At 72.1% G+C, this 18,233-nt stretch carries 17 protein-coding genes; 7 read left to right on the top strand and 10 right to left on the bottom strand.

Translation table 11 applies throughout. The features are described 5' to 3' along the window. Positions 1 to 624: 624 nt before the first annotated feature. The 3 genes from ACH4U8_RS11645 to ACH4U8_RS11635 all read left to right on the top strand — a co-directional run bounded on the left by ACH4U8_RS11645 (position 625) and on the right by ACH4U8_RS11635 (position 4,794). Positions 625 to 1,572, top strand: a complete 948-nt coding sequence (locus ACH4U8_RS11645) for an RNA-binding protein (RefSeq protein ID WP_395777187.1) — start codon at positions 625 to 627, stop codon at positions 1,570 to 1,572. A gap of 340 nt (positions 1,573 to 1,912) precedes the next feature. Beyond that, complete coding sequence (pucD, locus tag ACH4U8_RS11640; RefSeq protein ID WP_395777185.1) at positions 1,913 to 4,240, top strand: xanthine dehydrogenase subunit D; 2,328 nt, start codon at positions 1,913 to 1,915, stop codon at positions 4,238 to 4,240. Between the two features lie 50 nt (positions 4,241 to 4,290). Continuing rightward, on the top strand, positions 4,291 to 4,794 hold the full coding sequence (locus ACH4U8_RS11635; RefSeq protein WP_395777183.1) for a nucleoside deaminase: 504 nt from the start codon (positions 4,291 to 4,293) through the stop codon (positions 4,792 to 4,794). Between the two features lie 91 nt (positions 4,795 to 4,885). Here the strand turns inward: ACH4U8_RS11635 and ACH4U8_RS11630 are convergent, their stop codons facing one another. From ACH4U8_RS11630 to ACH4U8_RS11620, 3 genes are all read right to left on the bottom strand, one after another. Further along, positions 4,886 to 5,032, bottom strand: a complete 147-nt coding sequence (locus ACH4U8_RS11630; RefSeq protein ID WP_360306570.1) for a hypothetical protein — start codon at positions 5,030 to 5,032, stop codon at positions 4,886 to 4,888. A 187-nt stretch (positions 5,033 to 5,219) separates the two neighbouring features. After that, positions 5,220 to 6,323: a winged helix DNA-binding domain-containing protein gene (locus ACH4U8_RS11625; protein WP_395777181.1), complete on the bottom strand. Its 1,104-nt coding sequence runs from the start codon at positions 6,321 to 6,323 to the stop codon at positions 5,220 to 5,222. Between the two features lie 106 nt (positions 6,324 to 6,429). Then, a complete protein-coding gene (locus tag ACH4U8_RS11620; protein WP_395777180.1) occupies positions 6,430 to 7,008 on the bottom strand; it encodes a DinB family protein in 579 nt (192 codons plus the stop codon). Positions 7,009 to 7,113: 105 nt separating this feature from the next. On the opposite strand from ACH4U8_RS11620, the gene ACH4U8_RS11615 reads away from it, so the two are divergent. After that, positions 7,114 to 8,124, top strand: a complete 1,011-nt coding sequence (locus ACH4U8_RS11615; protein ID WP_360306561.1) for a WYL domain-containing protein — start codon at positions 7,114 to 7,116, stop codon at positions 8,122 to 8,124. A gap of 113 nt (positions 8,125 to 8,237) precedes the next feature. Here ACH4U8_RS11615 and ACH4U8_RS11610 read toward each other — a convergent pair whose 3' ends face one another. Next, the gene (locus ACH4U8_RS11610) at positions 8,238 to 9,848 is read right to left on the bottom strand and encodes an IucA/IucC family protein (RefSeq protein WP_395777178.1); all 1,611 of its coding nucleotides are present in this window, start codon (positions 9,846 to 9,848) and stop codon (positions 8,238 to 8,240) included. Between the two features lie 38 nt (positions 9,849 to 9,886). Here ACH4U8_RS11610 and ACH4U8_RS11605 point away from each other — a divergent pair, with 38 nt between their 5' ends. After that, positions 9,887 to 11,374 (top strand): IucA/IucC family protein, encoded by a 1,488-nt coding sequence (locus ACH4U8_RS11605; RefSeq protein ID WP_395777176.1) that lies wholly within the window; start codon positions 9,887 to 9,889, stop codon positions 11,372 to 11,374. Here ACH4U8_RS11605 and nadE read toward each other — a convergent pair. After that, positions 11,371 to 12,210, bottom strand: coding sequence for an ammonia-dependent NAD(+) synthetase (gene nadE / locus ACH4U8_RS11600; RefSeq protein ID WP_395777174.1), 840 nt, complete (start codon positions 12,208 to 12,210; stop codon positions 11,371 to 11,373). The two genes, ACH4U8_RS11605 and nadE, sit on opposite strands and share 4 nt — an antisense overlap. A 58-nt stretch (positions 12,211 to 12,268) precedes the next feature. Then, positions 12,269 to 12,469: a hypothetical protein gene (locus tag ACH4U8_RS11595; protein ID WP_395777172.1), complete on the bottom strand. Its 201-nt coding sequence runs from the start codon at positions 12,467 to 12,469 to the stop codon at positions 12,269 to 12,271. Between the two features lie 327 nt (positions 12,470 to 12,796). Between ACH4U8_RS11595 and ACH4U8_RS11590 the strand changes: the two genes are divergently transcribed. Continuing rightward, on the top strand, positions 12,797 to 13,648 hold the full coding sequence (locus tag ACH4U8_RS11590; protein WP_395777170.1) for an alpha/beta hydrolase: 852 nt from the start codon (positions 12,797 to 12,799) through the stop codon (positions 13,646 to 13,648). A gap of 58 nt (positions 13,649 to 13,706) precedes the next feature. Here the strand turns inward: ACH4U8_RS11590 and ACH4U8_RS11585 are convergent, their stop codons facing one another. Beyond that, positions 13,707 to 14,297: an HAD family hydrolase gene (locus tag ACH4U8_RS11585; protein WP_395777168.1), complete on the bottom strand. Its 591-nt coding sequence runs from the start codon at positions 14,295 to 14,297 to the stop codon at positions 13,707 to 13,709. 216 nt (positions 14,298 to 14,513) lie between these two features. Further along, the gene (locus ACH4U8_RS11580; RefSeq protein ID WP_395777166.1) at positions 14,514 to 15,077 is read right to left on the bottom strand and encodes a TetR/AcrR family transcriptional regulator; all 564 of its coding nucleotides are present in this window, start codon (positions 15,075 to 15,077) and stop codon (positions 14,514 to 14,516) included. A 122-nt stretch (positions 15,078 to 15,199) separates the two neighbouring features. On the opposite strand from ACH4U8_RS11580, the gene ACH4U8_RS11575 reads away from it, so the two are divergent. Next, complete coding sequence (locus tag ACH4U8_RS11575) at positions 15,200 to 15,823, top strand: DUF2867 domain-containing protein (RefSeq protein WP_395777164.1); 624 nt, start codon at positions 15,200 to 15,202, stop codon at positions 15,821 to 15,823. A gap of 37 nt (positions 15,824 to 15,860) precedes the next feature. Here the strand turns inward: ACH4U8_RS11575 and ACH4U8_RS11570 are convergent, their stop codons facing one another. Then, positions 15,861 to 16,469 (bottom strand): TetR/AcrR family transcriptional regulator, encoded by a 609-nt coding sequence (locus ACH4U8_RS11570; protein WP_395777162.1) that lies wholly within the window; start codon positions 16,467 to 16,469, stop codon positions 15,861 to 15,863. Next, a complete protein-coding gene (locus ACH4U8_RS11565) occupies positions 16,466 to 18,169 on the bottom strand; it encodes an alpha-keto acid decarboxylase family protein (protein WP_395777160.1) in 1,704 nt (567 codons plus the stop codon). Before ACH4U8_RS11565 ends, ACH4U8_RS11570 begins: the two co-directional genes overlap by 4 nt. Between the last annotated feature and the right edge of the window lie 64 nt (positions 18,170 to 18,233).

The following is an 18,233-nucleotide window of genomic DNA, read 5'->3' as shown; positions in this document are numbered from 1 at the left end:
CTCGTTTCTGGCATTGCGAGCAGCACTCCCGTCGAGTGACGGGAGCGTTGGTGTGGTCGGGCGATATCGGCTGCGGGCAGGCATGCCGAACAAGGCCCCTTCGGGGCCGCGATTCTCGATCCGAGAACAAGCGCAATCATACCGATCGAGTGATCCGTATGCCGGCATACAAGCCGGCCAATTGCCGCTACAAGCCTCCAGAACCCCGGATGTCAATCCCCTCCACGCCACCCGGCCATCCAAGCCTTCAGATCGCCACACAGAGCTTCGCGCCCGAGCCGCCGAAGGCTCCCCGGCCTCGGCGCACAACGGCCCCGCGCAGGCCCCGGAGGTATCCCGGGACGGCCCATCCCCGCCCGGGGGGCACCAGGAGTTCCACCGCCGGTCACAGGCCCGCAGAACCGGGAGGAGGGCATCGACGAACACCGTCCGGGACCGCCGTTCCCCCGCCGGCGAGCCCGATTCGTGCGCGCGGCAAGGCACCCGCTCGAACGCATCGGCAAGGCCGCGAAGGCGACTTGCGGCAGGCACGCCGGCTCGCGGCGCCGAGGGCACGCCCGGCGGCCCCTACCCTCGTGCCCGACGGGCCCCGCGGCCCCTCGCCCGACGCCACCTGGAGTCCACGTGTTGCCGTACACCTACCGCGTCACCAAATACGACCCGGCCGACCGCGACGGGTACGGTCGCTACACCGGCATCGAGCACTCCGAGAGCGACCGCGGCCCCGTCGAAGCCGGCTACCTGTCCGCGGTCGCCGCCTTCGCCCGGGACAGCGGAAGCACCGAAGTCTCCATCCGGGAACCGGGCGTCGGCGGTCCGGTCGAGTCCGGCCCGGCCGCGACCGCCGCCGGCCACGGCCTGGCCGGGCTCTTCCCACCCGACCTCACCGGCTACCACGACGGCGCCCGAGTGCCCGTGGCCACCGCACTGGAACTGGTTCGCGCCATGCTGCGCCACAGCGGCGCCTGGTGCCGACTGGAGGACGAGGGACGCTTCTTCGTCCATGTCGGCTACGACCAGTACGTCTACGTCGGCAGCACGGACCCCTGCGAACGCGCGCTCGCCCACACCCGCGAACTGGGGCTGTTCCCCGAAGCCATGGTGGGCTCACCGTACGCACCGGACCTCGACGCTCCCGCGCCACGCGTCGCCGACGCCGGGTTCTGGGCGGAGACCGCAGCGCTCGTCGCCGCGCGCGGTGCGGTGATCCTCGAAGAGGGCTACCTCGCCTCCACCTCCCGATGGCACCGACTCACCACCGCCACCCTCGACCCGATCCGTGCCCGACTCGCCCCGCGCGCACGCCTGCTCGTCCGGCCCGATCTCTCCCCGGACGTCGCCGGCGTCCTCGCCTCCGTCACCGGGGACGACCTGTTCCGGCTCGTCTGGGAAACCGGGACCCGGCACCTCGCCGCCCTCGTCACCCGCGGCGAAGACCCGGACCTGGCCCGAACCCTCACCGGCGCCCGCGCCGCCATGGCCCTGTCCCTGGACCCGGCCGAATCCGCACCCCTGCTCTCCGCCGTCCTCCCGGACCCCGATACCGCCCTCCGCGCCCGCTGGACCCCGTAGGCGAACCCCGGTGCGGGTGACCCGGTCGACGGTGACCCGGGGCTTGTAGGAGTCTACGAAGAGCCGGTCCGGGCCTGCGTGGCCTTTCATTTCTTCCGCCCGTGGCGGGTCACCCCGGATGGACTGTGTACTTCTCACAGCTTCCGACCCATCGCGATCAGCCGGAAACCGCATCGAGGAGCGCTGTTTCGCGCGAGCCGCGGAGCATCGGCAAATCACCTGTCAAACGCACGAATTCGATCCGCTCCGTCCGAACCCACCCGGCGGCCCGGCCCACTCGGCCCGAACCCACCCGGCCCGGGTGCGGGCCGCCGAGTATCCAGACCGTGGGGGCTTCCCGATGACCGAACAGACCTCTCCCGCCCGCACCCCGCAGGACCTCGACGAATTGATCACCGGCGGGATCGGCGACAGCCCGCTGCGGCCGGACGGAACGCTCAAGGTACGCGGGGAGTACGCCTATTCCTCGGACCTGTGGGCGCAGGACATGCTCTGGGGTGCGACGCTGCGCAGCCCACACCCCTATGCGCGGATCGATTCCACCGACATCGGCCCCGCACTCGCCCACCCCGGCGTATACGCGGTGTTGACCCACGAGGACGTCCCCGGCGAGAACATCTACGGCCTCAAGGTCGCCGATACGCCGGTCCTCGCTCGGGACATCGTGCGTTACCAGGGCGAGCCGGTCGCCTTGGTGGCCGCCGATCACCCGGAGACGGCCCGGCGCGCGTTGGAGAAGATCGTGGTCGAATACGAGGTGTTCGAGCCGATCACCGACCCGGAGCGGGCCGCGCACGACGACACGCTGCCCAAGCTGCATCCCGGGGGCAACGTGGTGCGCTATCAGCCGATCGTCACCGGCGATCCGAATGCACGGGCCGACGTCGTGGTCTCCGACGTGTACACCATGGGCATGCAGGACCAGGCGTTCCTCGGGCCGGAATCCGGCTTGGCCGTCCCGGGCGAGGACGGCGGGGTCGACCTGTTCCTCGCCACCCAGTGGCTGCACGTGGACCAGCGACAGACCGCGCGAGCGCTCGGACTCCCGGTCGAGAAGGTGCGTTTGACCATGTCCGGGGTCGGCGGCGCCTTCGGTGGCCGCGAAGACCTGTCCATGCAGATCCACTGCTGCATGTTGGCGCTGCACACCGCCCGACCGGTGAAGATGGTCTACAACCGGGAGGAATCCTTCTACGGCCACGTGCACCGGCACCCGGCGAAGATGTACTACGAGCACGGCGCGACCAAGGACGGCAGGCTCGTCTACGTCAAGGCCAGGATGTACTTCGACGGTGGCGCGTACGCCTCCAAGACCCCCGTCGTGGTCAGCAACGCCACCTCGTTGGGCATCGGGCCGTACGAGGTACCCAACGTCGACATCAAGGGTTGGGGCCTGTACACCAACAACCCGCCGTGCGGCGCGATGCGTGGCCTGGGCGCGGTGCAGCCCGCGTACGCCTACGAGTCCCAGATGGACAAGCTGGCCGAGGCGTTGCGGATGGATCCGGTGGTACTGCGTCGGCTCAACGCCGTCGGCGAGGGCTCGGCGATGCCCACCGGGCAGGTGCTGGACTACCCGGCGCCGGTCGCCGAACTGCTGGAGCGGGTCAGGAACATCCCGCTGCCGCCCGAGACGCGGACCGAACCGGTGGACATCCGGGAGTTGCCCGGTGGTGCGGCCAACACCACGCACGGCGAAGGCATCGTCCGGGGCGTCGGCTACAGCGTGATCGTCAAGAACATCTCCTACGCCGAAGGCGCCGACGACTACTCCACGGCGCGGGTGCGGTTGCAGGCCATCGGCGGCCATGCGATCGCGATGGTGCACACGGCGGCGGCCGAGGTCGGACAGGGCCTGATCACCGTGCAGCAGCAGATCGCCCGCAGCGAACTCGGCGTGGAGCGGGTGAACATCCATCCGAACGACACCGACGTCGGTGACGCGGGGTCGAGTTCGGCGTCGCGGCAGACCTACATCACCGGCGGCGCCGTCAAGAACGCGTGTGAGGCCGTCCGCGAGGTGCTCTTCGACCGGGTGGCCCGGCGGTTCGGCGAGAACCCCGCGGATCTGTCGCTGGCCGGCGGCAAGGTCGTTTCCGAAGTCACCGGTGTCCTGGCCGATCTCGTCGACGTGCTCGGCGAGGACGTGATCGAGGAGACCAGGGAATACCACCACCGGCAGACGTACGCGATGGACCCGGTGACCGGGCAGAGCCGGCGGGTGCACGTGCAACACGCCTTCTCCGCGCACCGCGCGGTGGTGGACGTGGACACCGAATTGGGTCTGGTCAAGGTCGTGCAGTTGGACTGTGCGCAGGACGTCGGCAGGGCGATCAACCCGGACGCCGTCGTCGGGCAGATCCACGGGGGTTCCGCGCAGGGGCTCGGTCTGGCCGTGATGGAGGAGATCCGGGTCGAGAACGGCCGGATCCGCAACCCGTCGTTCACCGACTACCTGATCCCGACCATCGTGGACATGCCGCCGATGACGGTGGACGTGATCGAACGGGCCGACCCGAACTCGCCGTACGGCGTGCGTGGTGTCGGCGAACCGCCCACCATTTCCGCCACCCCGGCGATCGTCAACGCGATCCGCCACGCGACGGGGTTGAACCTGACCCACACCCCGGTGGCACCGGAGCACATCTGCGGCACCGAACCGCGCTGAACTCCCGCGTCCCCACCCACCGCACCACCACCCCCGACAAAGGAGTGACGATGACCGCGCACGCCCAGGAATCAAGCACCCACAACCTCGAACGCGCCTGGATGGACGAGGCGATCAGGCTGGCCACCGACAGCGTGACCAAGGGCGGCGGTCCGTTCGGCGCGCTGCTCGCCAAGGACGGCGAGATCGTCGCGATCGGCAACAATCGGGTCACCGCGACCCTGGATCCGACGGCGCACGCCGAGGTGAGCGCGATGCGCGCCGCCTGCCGGCAACTGGACACCTTCTCGCTGGAAGGCTGCGTCCTGGTCACCTCGTGTGAGCCGTGTCCGATGTGCCTTTCCTCCGCGCTGTGGGCGCGTGTCGACCGGATCGTCTACTCCGCCGACCGGCACGACGCGGCGGTGGCCGGCTTCGACGACCGCAAGTTCCACGACCTCTTCGAGAAGAAGCCCAGGTCGATGTGGCCGACCCGGGTCGAACAACTCGACCTGCCGAACCGTACGGCCCCCTTCGACGCATGGCTCGCCAAACCCGACCGCGTCGACTACTGACCTGCCGTCGACCCGCTGCCGGGACGGGCGGTACCGGCTCCCGGCACCGCCCGCCCCGAAGCGGGGCCGGGGGTCGACCCGCAACCCGACCTCACCAATTGCTCGACGAGTTCCCGGGCCGCGAGGTGTACCGACCGGCCCGCCGGCCCGCCCGGGCCCGCCGCCCGAACGTCGCCCCGATCAACGCGGCGAACAACAGCCCGACCACGATCAATCCGAGAACACCGAGAACGATCATCAGCCCGATCGACACGCCGTGCCCACTCTCTCCCGACCGCTCACCCTTTCGGACCAGGCTACGGGGGCTCGCCGACCACCTACTGCCGCCAACGCGGTTCCGGTGGTTGTCGCCGGTGGTGTTCCGGGGCCGCGGCATGATCGTCCGCCCTGGGCGATTGTTTCTCCGGCGCCGGGCGACGCGGCGTTCACACAGCGGTGATGCGGACTCCGTCGGTGGCGTGGTCGGAGAGGAACGAGGCCAGTTCTCGGCCCTGTTCGGTGAGGGCGGTGTGGTCGGGTCGGGAGAGGGGGGCCAGGGGGGTGACAACCACGGTGTCGGTCTCGACGGTCCAGGTCGCGGCGACTCGGCCGTCCACCAGGACGACGCGGGCGCCGGCCACCGACAGGCCGCGGTGGGCGTCGTCGATGATTCGGCTGCGGTCGTGGTAGCCGAGGATCGCGTTGTCGAACGCCGGCAGGAACCGGACCGGGGCGGGCGTGTCGGGGTCGGGGCGTGGCGCGTCCGGGAGGTCGAGCAGTTCGCGGCCCCGCTCGTCGCGGAAGGCGACCAGCTCCGGGCGGATGGCGGCGACCGCGGCCGGGAGTCCGACCAGGCCGCTCCAGGCCCGCAGGTCGGCGGTGGCGGCGGGGCCGAACGCGGCCAGGTAGCGCCGTACCAGCGCCTGACCCACGAGGTCGGCACCGTCCGGGTCGAGCGGGTCGATGTCGCGGCCCAGCCAGGCCGCGAGTCGCACGTTGCGTACTCCCGCCCTGGTGCGCCAGAGCCCGCGCGGCGGGAGTTGCACCATCGGCACGAGGGCGGCGATCAGCATCTCCCCCAGTGCGCGCCGGTTTGTCGTCGGCCAATGTTCGGCGAGGGCGCGGGTGAGTTCGGCCATCGTGCGGGGCTCACCGTCGGCCATGATCGCCCGTCCGGCTGCGGCGAGTTCGGTGAGGTCGAGGCCGTCGAGGTCGGTGCGGTAGGTGCCCAGGACCCGTTGGCGCAACATGGCGTCGTGGCGGGCGCGCCAGGCCAGGGCGTCGGCGGCGGTGACGAGATGCACGGTGCGGCGCATCAGGTGGGTCCGCACCACGTCCCGCCCGATCAGCAGGTCGGAGAGCGTCGCCGGGTCGAAGGCGTGCAGCCGCGACCAGAGTCCGACGAACGGCTCCTGTGGTTCCTGCGCCTGTAGACCGCCGAGATGGGCGACGGCGTCCGACACGGGCAGTGCGGCACGATCGAGGAGCAACTGCCGAGCGAGCGTGGCGCGGTTGAGCGCACGGTTGTCGAGGATGGTTGTCGGACTCATCTGATGGCACCCTCATCGAGCGCATGGCGCTCGCGGATCGAATGGACGTCGGAAACGAGGACCGGGCCCGGGACGGGCCGGCCCGGCGGGCCGGCCGCGTCCCCGCCTACATGGATGTCCGTCCGTCGAGGGTCTCGCGCAGGATGTCGGCGTGGCCCGCGTGTTGGGTGGTTTCGGCGACGATGTGCATCAGCACGCGGCGCGCGCTGTGTGCCGCGCCCGGCTCGTGCCAGGGGGCCTCCGGCAGCGGGTGCGTGGCGGACAGGTCGGGGAGGGTGGCGACGAGCACGTCGGTCCGGGCGGCGACCTGCTCGTAGTCCTCGAGGATCCCGGCGAGCGTTTCGCCGGGCAACATCCGGAAGCCGTTCTCCCGGTCGATCGCCCACTGTGGGATCTCGCGGGCGGTGCCGGCCGCGAAGTCCGCCCAGGTGACCCCCTCGGGCAGGTCGTAGGACATCGCCGTCGGGCCCTCGACCACGAAGCGCGTCCACGTCTCCTCGACGGACGTGACGTGCTTGATCAGCCCGCCCAGGCACAGCGTGCTGACCGTCGGGCAGGCGCGGGCCTGCTCGTCGTCGAGCCCCTGCACCGTGCCGATCAGGTGCATTCGCGCGGTCGCGAGGGCCGCGAGCAGGTCGGCGCGCTCGGCGTCCGGGGTGGCGGGCTGCGGCGTCGTGTCGGTCATGGTGATCGGTCCTTCCGGTCGTTCCGGGTGATCGCTGATCGGTATGAGACAACGATCCCAACAGAAGCGGCCAGGAAGTGTCCTCTACTCGGGAACAATGCAGGCATGCCCAAGACCTCGGCCCGTCTGCTCGCGCTGCTCTCCCTGCTCCAGGCACGCCGGGACTGGCCCGGCGCGCTGCTGGCCGAGCGGCTGGACGTGAGCCCACGCACCGTGCGCCGGGACGTGGATCGCCTGCGCGAGCTCGGCTACCCCATCGTGGCCTTCAAGGGACCCGAAGGCGGCTATCGACTCGGCGCCGGCGCGGAACTGCCGCCGTTGTTGTTCGACGACGAGCAGGCCGTCGCCCTCGCCGTCGCCCTGCAGATCGCGGGCACCGCCGGGGTCGGGATCGAGGAGGCCGCGGCGCGGGCGCTGGCCACCGTGCGCCAGGTGATGCCGCCGCGATTGCGCCGCCGGATCGACGTCCTGCAGGTCACCGCCGTGCGCCGGCCCACGACGCGATCGGGCTCGCCGGTCGACGGCGGCGTTCTCGTGGCCCTGGGCGACGCCGTACACGCCCGCGAGGTGCTGCGCTTCGACTACGCCCCGGCGCACCCGTCGGCCACCGACGCCGGCGACCCCGCCCAGCCCCCGCCGCGTCGGGTGGAGCCGCACCATCTGGTCACCTGGAGCGGGCGGTGGTACCTGGTGGCCTGGGACCTCGATCGCGCGGACTGGCGCACGTTCCGCGCGGACCGGATCACCCCGCGCGTCCCCACCGGGCCCCGTTTCGCCCGACGCGAATTGCCCGGCGGGGACGTGGCCACCTTCGTCGCCGGCCGCTTCCAGGGCTCCGACGGCTCCGGCGAGTGGCCGTGCCGCGGCGAGGTGATCCTCGACCTGCCCGCCGCCGCCGTCTCCCGGTACGCCCGCGAGGCAATCGTCGAGGAACTCGGCCCGGACCGCTGCCGGCTCGTGCTGGGCTCGTGGTCCTGGCCCGGCCTGGCCGCCGCCGTCGGCGGCTTCGACGCCGACATCGAGGTCGTCGGACCACCCGAACTCAAGGCCGCCTTCGCCCTCTTGGCCCACCGCTACGCCGCCGCGTCCGAGCGACCCGCCACCCCACCCCCGTGACCCCGGTTCACATCGCCCCGGCCGAGGTGGGGTGCCGTGGTCGTCGACCGGTACCACCCGTCCCCTGCACGTGTTGCGCGCCTACCCGGATGCGCTCGACGCCGTAAACGGCGTCACCGCGTCGGGGCCGGTGCGCCCTCGCACAGGACCGTCGGGTCGCCGTCGGTGAGCGGGCCGACGGGAGCGGGTGTCCGCTGCGGCAGGTGGGCTGCCGTCTGCCCGCGGAGCGGGTTCGGCATCGGTATGAAGTGGGAGTGCGCGCCGTCGGCGTCGCCCCAGCGCAGCGACAGGTTGGCCTTGGCGGGCAGCGTCGGCGTCGTGAGCAGGTCGGCGGCTTCGGGCAGTTCGTACTCGTCCGCGGCACGCTCGAATTCCGCGCGTACGGCCGGCCACAGTGCGTCGGCGGTGTGCGGGAAGCGCTCGGCGAGCGTGCTCGCGATCTCCGTCAGGTGGTTGACCACCAGGCAATAGACCAGACGTTCCCAGCCGACCGCCCGGCCGACGTCGCGGAGCGCCTTGACGCCTTCCGCGTCCCGGAAGATCGCCTGCACCGGGAGGCCCTCGCCGTCGACGGCGATCAGGGTGTTCTGGAGGTGGCATTCCAACACCAGGCCGTGCCGGGCGAAGACCTCCAGCACGGGCGGTACCACATGGCGCAGGTAGGCCGCCCACCATCGGCACGGGTCGGTGACCCGGTCCAGCGGATTGCCGTCGAAGTCCTCGGTCAGCGCGGCCGCGAGCAACGCCGCCGACCCGGGCAGCACCCGCCGCCCGAGCCCCTCCCGGACCAGGACCGCGAACGTCTCGAAGAGTCCGCCGACGGTGCGGTAGCCGCTCTCGCGCAACCACGCCGCCGGCCCCGGCAGCGCGTCGAACGCCGCGGCGACCGCGGTGTTGGTACGACACACCTTGACCAGGTCGTGCCGCCACAGCCGGCGAACGTCGTTGGTGATGCGTACGTCCAGACTGAACTTGAGGAACACGTCGTCCACCCCGGCGCCGGCGGGCAGATGCACGGTGCGTACCGACGCGGTGGGTCGGGCCGCGACGGCCGTGTGCCCCAGCGCCACGAGTCGTCCGTCGGTGAACGCGCGCAGCACCTCGGGTCGCCGCGCCGCCAGTTCGAGCTGCCACGGGTGGGCGGGCAGCAGTCGGTATCCGGCCGGCGCCACGCCGAGGGTGTCCAGGCGACGCGTATCGCCCTCGCCCACGAGCACGTCCTCGCGCACGCCGAGCAGGGTCAGCGGAAAGCGGGCGTGCGCCTCGGGCGCGTACCGTAACCAGGTGCCGGAGCGCCCGCCCCCGCGGGCCTTGGGTGCGGGATGGTACGGATGCCCGACCAGCAGGGCCTGTTCGGAGCGCAGATATCGATCCGCCGGCGGCTCGGCGCGCACTCGGGCGGCGAGGATCGAGGCCAGCACATCCCGGCTGTCGACCATCTCGGCGAGGAGTCCGGCATTGGCGCGCCCGGTGTTCTCCCGCAGGACCTCTCCCACCAACGCGACCAGGCCGCCGTGGCTCAGGCGTTGCCATGCCCGGCCCACGCGTCGTTCCGGCTGTGTCGGGCGCCGCCCCTCCCGCACCCGCAGCAGCCCGCCGCCGCGCAACCGGTGGATCCGGCGCCCGGCGCCCGGTTCCCCGATCGGTTCGCCGAACTCGCGCAGCAGGCAATTGAGCAGTGGACCCGCCGCGATGTCGTCGATCACGGAGACTGGGATGTTCACGGTCATTCACTGTACGGACCGTAAATGGGGAGCAGGTCTTGTTTCACACGATCGGTGAACGGCTCCTGGCCGACCAGTTGCGCACGGCGTCGCCGGATCGGCTCGGCGCGTACGAGGCGGCGCTGCCCGGCGCCCGGGCCGCAGTGCTGAGCCGGTTGTGGCGCGGCCTGGTGCACGACCGGCTGCCCTGGGTCGTGCGCCACGAGCGGGCCGGCGACGCGGTCGTGCTGCACCTGGCCGACGGCCGACGCGCGCACGGCCCGGCGCCCGATCCCTGGGATACCCGGCCCTCGACCACCGTCGTGGTGCTCGCGGGCACCGCGTACCATCACCCGGCTCGGCTGGTCCGCGCGCTACGGGTGCCGCACGGCCCGGAGTTCGCCGTCGAACTCGACAACAGCACGGCCTCCCTCGCCCTTTCCCGCACCACGCCGACCCCGCGCGATCCGCCCGGGAGCGACTGGGAGTGGGAACAGCGCGTCGTCGACGGCCACCCCTACCACCCGGGGTGTCGCTCCCGACCCGGCTTCACCGCCGGCGAGCAACTCGCCTATGCCCCCGAGCATCGGCCGGTGGTGCAACTGGGCCTGGCCGCGACCGCCGACGCCCTGGTGGTCGGCGACTGGCCGGCCCACTTGCGCGAGGAGCGCACCGTACTCGTCCCGGTCCACCCTTGGCAGGCCCGGCACGTGCTGCCCGACACCCCCGTCCGGCCGGGCTTTCCGGCGCATCCCCTGATGTCCCTGCGCACCCTCGCCCCGCTCGCCGGCGGCCCGCACGTCAAGACCGCCTTGAGCGCTCGGCTGACCTCCTCGGTGCGCGACATCTCCGAGCACTCGGTGGCGCACTCCGTCGCGGTGTCCGCCTTCCTGGACCGGCTCGCGCGCCGCCTCGACGGTCGCCTGCACATCACCCGCACGCTCGCCGCGGCAAGTTCCGGCACCGCCGACCTCGCGGCGGTGCTGCGCGAGTCGCCCGGCGCCCACGTCGACCACGAGGCGGGCGAACAGGTCTTGCCCGCAGCCGCGTTCGCCGGCTCGCCCGCCGCGGTCCTGGCCTTCGCCCGGCTGGCCGGCTCGGTCTGCCTGGACCTGCTCGACCTGGGCGTGGCCCTGGAGGCCCACGGCCAGAACCTGCTCGTGATCGTGGACCGGGCCGGCAACCCGGTGCGCCTGGTCTACCGCGATATCGCCGACGTGCGGATCAGCCCGGCCCGCCTGCGCCGGCACCGGATCGCCCCACCACCGCTGACCGGGCGCCCCGTCACCGACGACGCCGGCGAACTGCGACGCAAGCTCTTCGGGTCGCTGATCACCGGCACCCTCGGCCCCCTGGCGGGCCACGCCCACACGATGCGCGAACTGCTCGCCGCGCTCACCCGAGACCTCGCCCACACCGACGACGTCGAGGCCCTGTCGACCCGGCCACTACCGACGAAGGCCCTCACCGGCATGCGCCTGAACCCGGGCCGCCCGGGCGACGCGTGGACCGAGGTGCCCAATCCCCTCGTCGGCGGGATCGGCTAGCGCCACCAGTCGTCGAGGGGGGTGACCGGGACCGTGCGCTTGTGGCGGGTCGCGCGGTGGATCGATTCCAGCTTCGCGGCCACCTCGGGAGCGACGTCGAGACCTTCGAGGTAGTCGTCGATCTGGCTGTACGTCAGGCCCAGCGCCACCTCGTCGGGCAGTGCGGGTCGGTCGTCCTCCAGATCGGCGGTGGGCACCTTTTCCCACACGCTCGGGGGCGCCCCCAGCTCCTGGAGCAGCGCGGCGCCCTGGCGCTTGGTCAGTCCGGTCAGCGGGGTGATGTCGACGCCGCCGTCGCCGTACTTGGTGAAGAAGCCGGTCACCGCCTCGGCCGCGTGGTCGGTGCCCACGACGAGCAGGCCGGCCTGGCCGGCGATCGCGTACTGGATCACCATGCGTTCGCGGGCCTTGAGGTTGCCGCGCACGAAGTCCCGCAGCCCGGCCGGGTCGCCCGCCTGCTCCGCGAGGCCGAGTGCCACCTCGGCGGCGACGACGTCCGCGCCCGGCTTGACGTTGACCGTGATCGACCGGTCGGGCGCGATGAACTCCAGCGCGATCTGCGCGTCGTGCTCGTCGGCCTGCACTCCGTACGGCAGCCGCACCGCGACGAATTCGGCCTCGTGTCCCTCGGCCCGCAGTTCCTCGGCGGCGAGTTGGCACAACCTGCCGGCCAGGGTGCTGTCCTGGCCGCCGCTGATCCCGAGCACGTAGCCCTTGGCCGGGGTCGACCTCAGGTAGTGCTTGAGGAAATCGACCCGTTGCCGAATCTCGACCTTGGGCACGATGGTCGCCTTGACGCCGAGCTCGGCAAGAATCTGCTCCCGTGGGTTCACCATCCGGGTACTGTACCGACCGGCCGGAATCGCCCCGCGGGGCGACCCGGCGCCGGCGAGGTCACGGCTGTGCGTTCGACGACGTCACGATGCCGGTCGCCTTCTGCGTGGGCCCGTCCACCATGTGGCCCAGGTTGGCGGGGTCGAGGTTGGTGACCCGGTCCAGGACCGAGGGCCCGGGCCGGTCGGCGTGGGCGGTGGCGGCCGATCCCAGCGTCAACGCGGTGATGGCCAGGGCAGCCGCCGTACAGATTCGGCGCATGGGCATTCCCTCCGAGGGTGCGGAACAAATCTCACGTCGCCAAACGATCGACCGGCCGCCGGGACACGCACTCGGCGGCGCGCCGGATCCTGTCCGCACCGCGTCGGCACCGGAGGCCCATATCGATCATGGTATGACTCTCTCCGAGACGGGCATTTGATCGGCATGCCGCGACCCGAGAGGCTGCCTGATGCTTGTCGAGCACTGCCGATCGGGAAGGAAGTACCGGACCATGCCGACCGTGACCCCGGGCACACACGGGACCGACCACCACGTCACCGCCGGGCCGGCGGCCGCGACGGTGGAGTTCGCGCGGGGTGCCGGCGCATGACGAACGCGGCGGTGGATGCGGAGCTGGACATCGCGTACGACGCGCGGGCGACGGTGGGACCGGAGCGATTCGCCCGGTTGATGGAGCGCTATCGGGCGGAGTCGCAGGCGGCGGTCGCCGGCCTGCCCGGCACCACGGGGCTGGTCTACGACGACGCGAGCGGGGAGCGGCTGGACGTGTGGGGGCCGGGGTCGGCGACGGCGCCGCGTCCGGTGTTCGTGTTCGTGCACGGCGGCTATTGGCGGGCGTTGTCGCGTGCGGACTCGGCCTTCGGGGCGCGGATGTTGGCCGAGCGCGGGGTGGCGACGGTCGTACCGGACTACACGCTCGCGCCGGCCGCGACCCTGGAGGAGATCACCCGGCAGGTCCGTGCGGCCATCGCGTGGGTGTACCGCGAGGGGCCGCGCCACGGGCTGGATCGTTCGCGGGTGGTCGTGGGCGGCAGTTCGGCGGGGGGCCACCTGGCCGCGATGACGCTGGTCGACGGTTGGCAGGCGGCGGTCGGGTTGCCCGAGGACGTGGTCGCGGCCGGGTTTCCGATCAGCGGATTGTTCGACGTGCGACCGCTGGTGCGCACCCAGGCCAACGCGTGGTTGACCCTGGACGAGGCGCGTGCGGCCGCGCTGAGCCCGCTCGTGCCGGGGGCGCCTCCTCGGGTGCCCGGTGTCACGGTGCTGGCGCAGCACGAGGCGAGCGGTTTCACCGAGCAGTCCCGCGCGTTCGCGGCGCACTGGGGTACGGAGTTGTTGGTCGTACCGGATCGCAACCATTTCGACGTGGTGCTGGATCTCGCGGATCCGGACACCGCCGTATCGCGGGCGCTGCTCGGGCTTTTCGACCGACTGTGACGCCGCCCGGGGCCGGAGCGTCGGCTCCGGGCCCGGCGACCGATGCGAGGTGTGTCGTTCATCCCCGCCGGGGCGGGGGCACGCGCACCGAGGCCATGCCCGCCGCGTCGGCGGCCCGGATCCCCAGGTCGGTGTCCTCGAACACCAGGCAGTCCCGCGGTGCGACGCCCAGGTGCTCGGCGGCCTTGAGGAAACCCTCGGGATCGGGCTTGGCCCTGGTGTAGTCGCCGGCGCACACCAGTACGTCGAACCGGTCCGACAGACCCAACGCGCTCAGCGACGCGGTGACGGAATCGCGGGTGCTGCCGGAGACCACGGCCGTGGGTATGCGTCCGCAGGCGTTGTCGATGTGCGCGAGCACTCCCGGCACGGGGGTCACCTGCGGCAGCAGTTCGCGAAAGAGCGCCTCGCGGCGCTGCGCGACGACCTCGACCGGCATGTCCAGCCCCTGCTCCTGGTTGAGCGAGGCGATGATGCCCGCCACTGTCCGGCCGCCCCAGGCGTAGAACAGGTCCTCGGGGAAGGCGCAGTCCCACTCGTCGAGCGCCTGCTTCCAGGCCCGGTAGTGCAGGGGCATGGAGTCGGCGATGGTGCCGTCGCAGTCGAACAGGTACGCGCGGAACTCGCCCGGCGGCAGCGAAATGATCATCGACCCACCGTATAGCGCGCCGCCCCGGACACCCGCGCGCGGGCCCGGGGCGGCGACGAGGCCGGGGTCACCACGGCGGCGGGTGGGTGTACCCGTCCGCCGGGCTCGTCGGGGACGGGCAACCGGCCGACGGCACGGTCACGTTCACGCTCCGGACTCGGTCACCCCGTCGCCGGCCGCGGGCCGCCGTCCCGCCCCGCGGTGAGCCTCCGGCGCCTACGCGTCGGGCGGGCAGTCCATGACCAGGGCCGCGGCGCGGGCGAGCACGTCGGTGCGGCTGCGGCCCTGGTGGTCGGCGGCGAGGGAGTGGTGTCCGATCGCCACGCAGAAGGCGATCAGGCTGCGCGCCTCGACCTCGTCGGGGTCGGGGCAAAAGGTGCCGAACATCTCGCGGAGCAGGTCCATCCGCCGGTTGTCCACGCGGCGCAGGCGCTCGGCGACCGCCTCGTCGCGCCGGGCCCAGTCGCGGACCGCGAGGTCGATCGGGAGCAGTCGGTCGTCGGAGAAGGTGAGCTTGCCGGCCCGTCGGGCCTTGGTCCTGGGGTCACCGCCCTCGCGCTCGACCTGTTCGATCACCTCGTCGGTGCACTCCCGTTGCCAGGTGTCGAGCATCGCCTCCAGGAGCGCGTCGCGGTCGGCGAAGTAACCGTAGAACCCGCCCTTGGTGACGCCGAGGCGCTTCGCCAGCACCTCGATCCTGACCGCGTCCGGGCCGCCGTCGGCCAGGGCCCGCAGGCCCTCCTCGACCCACCTCTCACGTGGTGTGCGCGCAACGCCCACGGTGTCCCACCTCGCTTCCGGTCCGATATACGCCACCGCATATTCGTTCTTGCCCTGATCTATACGCAAGCGTATAACAGGTGGGGACACGCCATCCCGACCCAGCAGGAAAGGCGGCGGCGATGAGGCTTGCCCGCTCGGCGCACACCGAACAGCCCTGGCGAATCCACGAGTTCACCCGCGACTTCCGGATCGAGGACGTGTGGTCCTACCGCACCGCCGGCGCCGGGCCGAACGATTTCCCGGTGATGCTCGCCGCGCTGCGCGGCGACGGCGGATTCGGCAAGCAGAGCGCTCCGGTCCGGTTCCTGTTCGCGCTGCGCTGGAAGCTCGGCGCACTGTTCGGCTGGGACAAGCCGAAGGCGAGCCTGGGGTCGCGGGTTCCGCCCCTGCACGACCGCCTGCCGGCCGACCTCGCCGAGACCGTGGACACCGCCGCGCCGCGCGGGATGCCGTTCACCCCGATGTACGAACTGGCCGACGAGGCCGCCCAGGAACTGGCGAACCAGACCTGCCACACGGTGATGCACCTGGGGTGGGCGCCGGCGTCCGGCGACAGCGGCGAGTACGAACTGCGCATGGCGGTCCTGGTCAAGCCCAACGGCCGATTCGGCCGGCTGTACATGGCCGGCATCGCCCCGTTCCGTCACCTGATCGTCTACCCGGCGCTGACCCGCCAGTGGGAAAACGCCTGGCGCGACCGCACCGTCGCCCGCCCCGAGACCACCGACCCCCACCCGAAATAGCCGGCCGCACAAACTCGCGCGGTGCGGGTCCTCGGCCTCAGGGCCCGACATCCGTGCTTCCGCGGTCCGGGCCCGGCCCGGTCGTGGCGATCATGTCCCGCAACAGATCGAGGACTTCGGCGTGCACGTCGTCCGGGTCCCGGTCCGCGAGTCCGGCGGCCGGGAACACGTAGGGGGCGAACACGCTCCAGGCCAGCACGGCGAGCACCGAGGTCGCCGCGACGACCCGCGGGTCGTACCGGTCCCGGGCCGGGTCCGATGCCGGCCCCGCCTCCCACTCCCGCCCGACCAGTTCCGCGAGCATGCGAATGGCCGGCGACTCGTCGGCGAACACCTTGGACGTGTCGCTGTCCAGCACGGCCCACGCGAGCATCCGGGCGTACGCGCGCGGGTCGCGGCCCAGTCGGGCGAGGGCGGTGCCGGTGTCCTCCGCGTCGGCGAGCAGGCGACCGCCGTGCCCGGAGGAGGCGCGGAACACTTCGGCGAGCACGGCCTCCTTCGTCCCGAAGTAGTGGTGGATCAGCCCGTAGTTGACCCCCGCCCGCCGCGCGATCTCCCGCAACGAGACCGCGGCGGGGCTGCGTTCGTGAAAGAGCTCGGTCGCCGCGGCCAGGATCTGCTCGGGTGCGGAGGTCTCGTTCGTCATGCCGTCAGTGTGCTGGACGTCCCGGCGCCGGCGGCCGGTGCCCGCTCCGATGCGGCGGGGGTGGGCGCGGGTCGATACTTGGCGGCGATGGCGGCGAGCCGGCCGGGGTAGTCCTCGGGGGCGACCACGGCCTCGATCAGCACCAGGTGGTCGCGATCGCGATCGGCGGCTTCGAGGGCGATGTCGAGTTCGGCGGGGGTGGTGACGCGGGTGGTCCGGGCGTGCTCGGCGCCGAACGCGGCCGGCAGGTCGGCGTAGCGCCAGGGGGCGACGTCGTTGTACGGGGCGTCCGTGGGGTGGATGGCCCGTTCGATCGTGTAGCCGCCGTTGTTGACCACGAGGATCACCGGTGCCGCGCCCACCCGGGCGATGGTGCCCAGTTCCTGCGCGGTCAACTGGAACGATCCGTCGCCGATGGCGAGCAGGGTGCGCCGGTCCGGCGCGGCGACGCAGGTGCCGAGCGCGGCGGGCAGCGTGTAGCCGATGGAGGACCACAGGACCTGGCCGACCACGGTGACGCCGGCGGGCATCCGGGTGTCGATGACGCCGAAGAACGAGGTGCCCTGTTCGGCGACCACCACGTCGCCCGGGCGCACGTATGCCGCGAAGCGGTCCCACAGGGCGGCCTGGGTGAGCGGCTCGTCCGGCGCGAAGGCGGGTCGGACGCGGACCGGGAGCCGGGGCGGTGCGTCGTATTCACCACCCGCGACGATGTCGGTGAGCACGGCGAGCGCGGCGGTCATGGGCAGGCCGGGGTATTCGGTGTCGCCGATGCGCGACGCGTGCGGCGCGACCTCGATCGTCCGGTCGGCCGGGAAACGGTGGGTGAAGCCGCCGGAGTTGGCGTCGGTGATCAACACGCCGACGGTGATCAGGCAGTCGGCGTCCTCGACGGTCGCGCGGGTGCCGGGTGCGCTGTTGGCTCCGATGTACATTCCGGCGAAGGTCGGGGCGCTCTCGTCCACCACTCCCTTGCCCATGTTCAGCGCGGCGACCGGGAGTGGGCCCGCCGCGACGAGGTCGGCCAACGCCCCGCGAGCGCCGTGCCGTTCGGCGAGGTGGTCGGCGAGTACGGCGGGCCGCGACGCGTGCGCCAGCAGCGCCGTCGCCCGGGCCCGGAACGCCTCGATCGGCGGCTCCGGGGGCGGGCACGCCTCGGCGAGCAACGGCTCTTCGGGCACCGGCGCGGGATGGTCGACCAGGTCGCACGGCAGCGCGATGCGTACCGGCCGCTTGTGGTGCAGGCACGCGCGCAACACCCGGTCCATCTCCGCGGCGGCGTTCGCGGCGGTCAGCGTGACCCGGTCGCAGGTGACCTCGACATGCATACGTTCGAAGCGGCCGAAGTCGCCGTCCGCCATGGTGTGGTGCATCGGCAGCCCGGCGTGCGCGGCCCGGGTGGACGGCGCGCCGACGATCTCCACGACGGGGACGGACTCCGCGTAGGAGCCGCCGATGCCGTTGATCGCGGCGAGTTCGCCGACACCGAAGGTGGTCAGCAGCGCGCCCGCGCCGCGCAGCCGGGCGTAGCCGTCCGCGGCGTAGGCGGCGCCGAGTTCGTTGCACGTGCCGACGAAGGCGAGTTCCGAGGCGTACACCCGGTCGAGGAAGTCGAGGTTGTAGTCGGCGGGCACGCCGAACAGGTGCTCGATGCCGAGTTCGGCCAGGCGGGCGACGAGCCGTGCGGCGATGGTGGTCATCGGCCGGCCGCCGCGGGAACGGCCGCGCCGGGCACGGCGATCGACGGGAGAGCACGAATCACGG

Source organism: Embleya sp. NPDC020886, from assembly GCF_044333915.1.
GTDB lineage: Bacteria > Actinomycetota > Actinomycetes > Streptomycetales > Streptomycetaceae > Embleya.
This window is presented reverse-complemented; position numbering and strand designations above follow the sequence as displayed.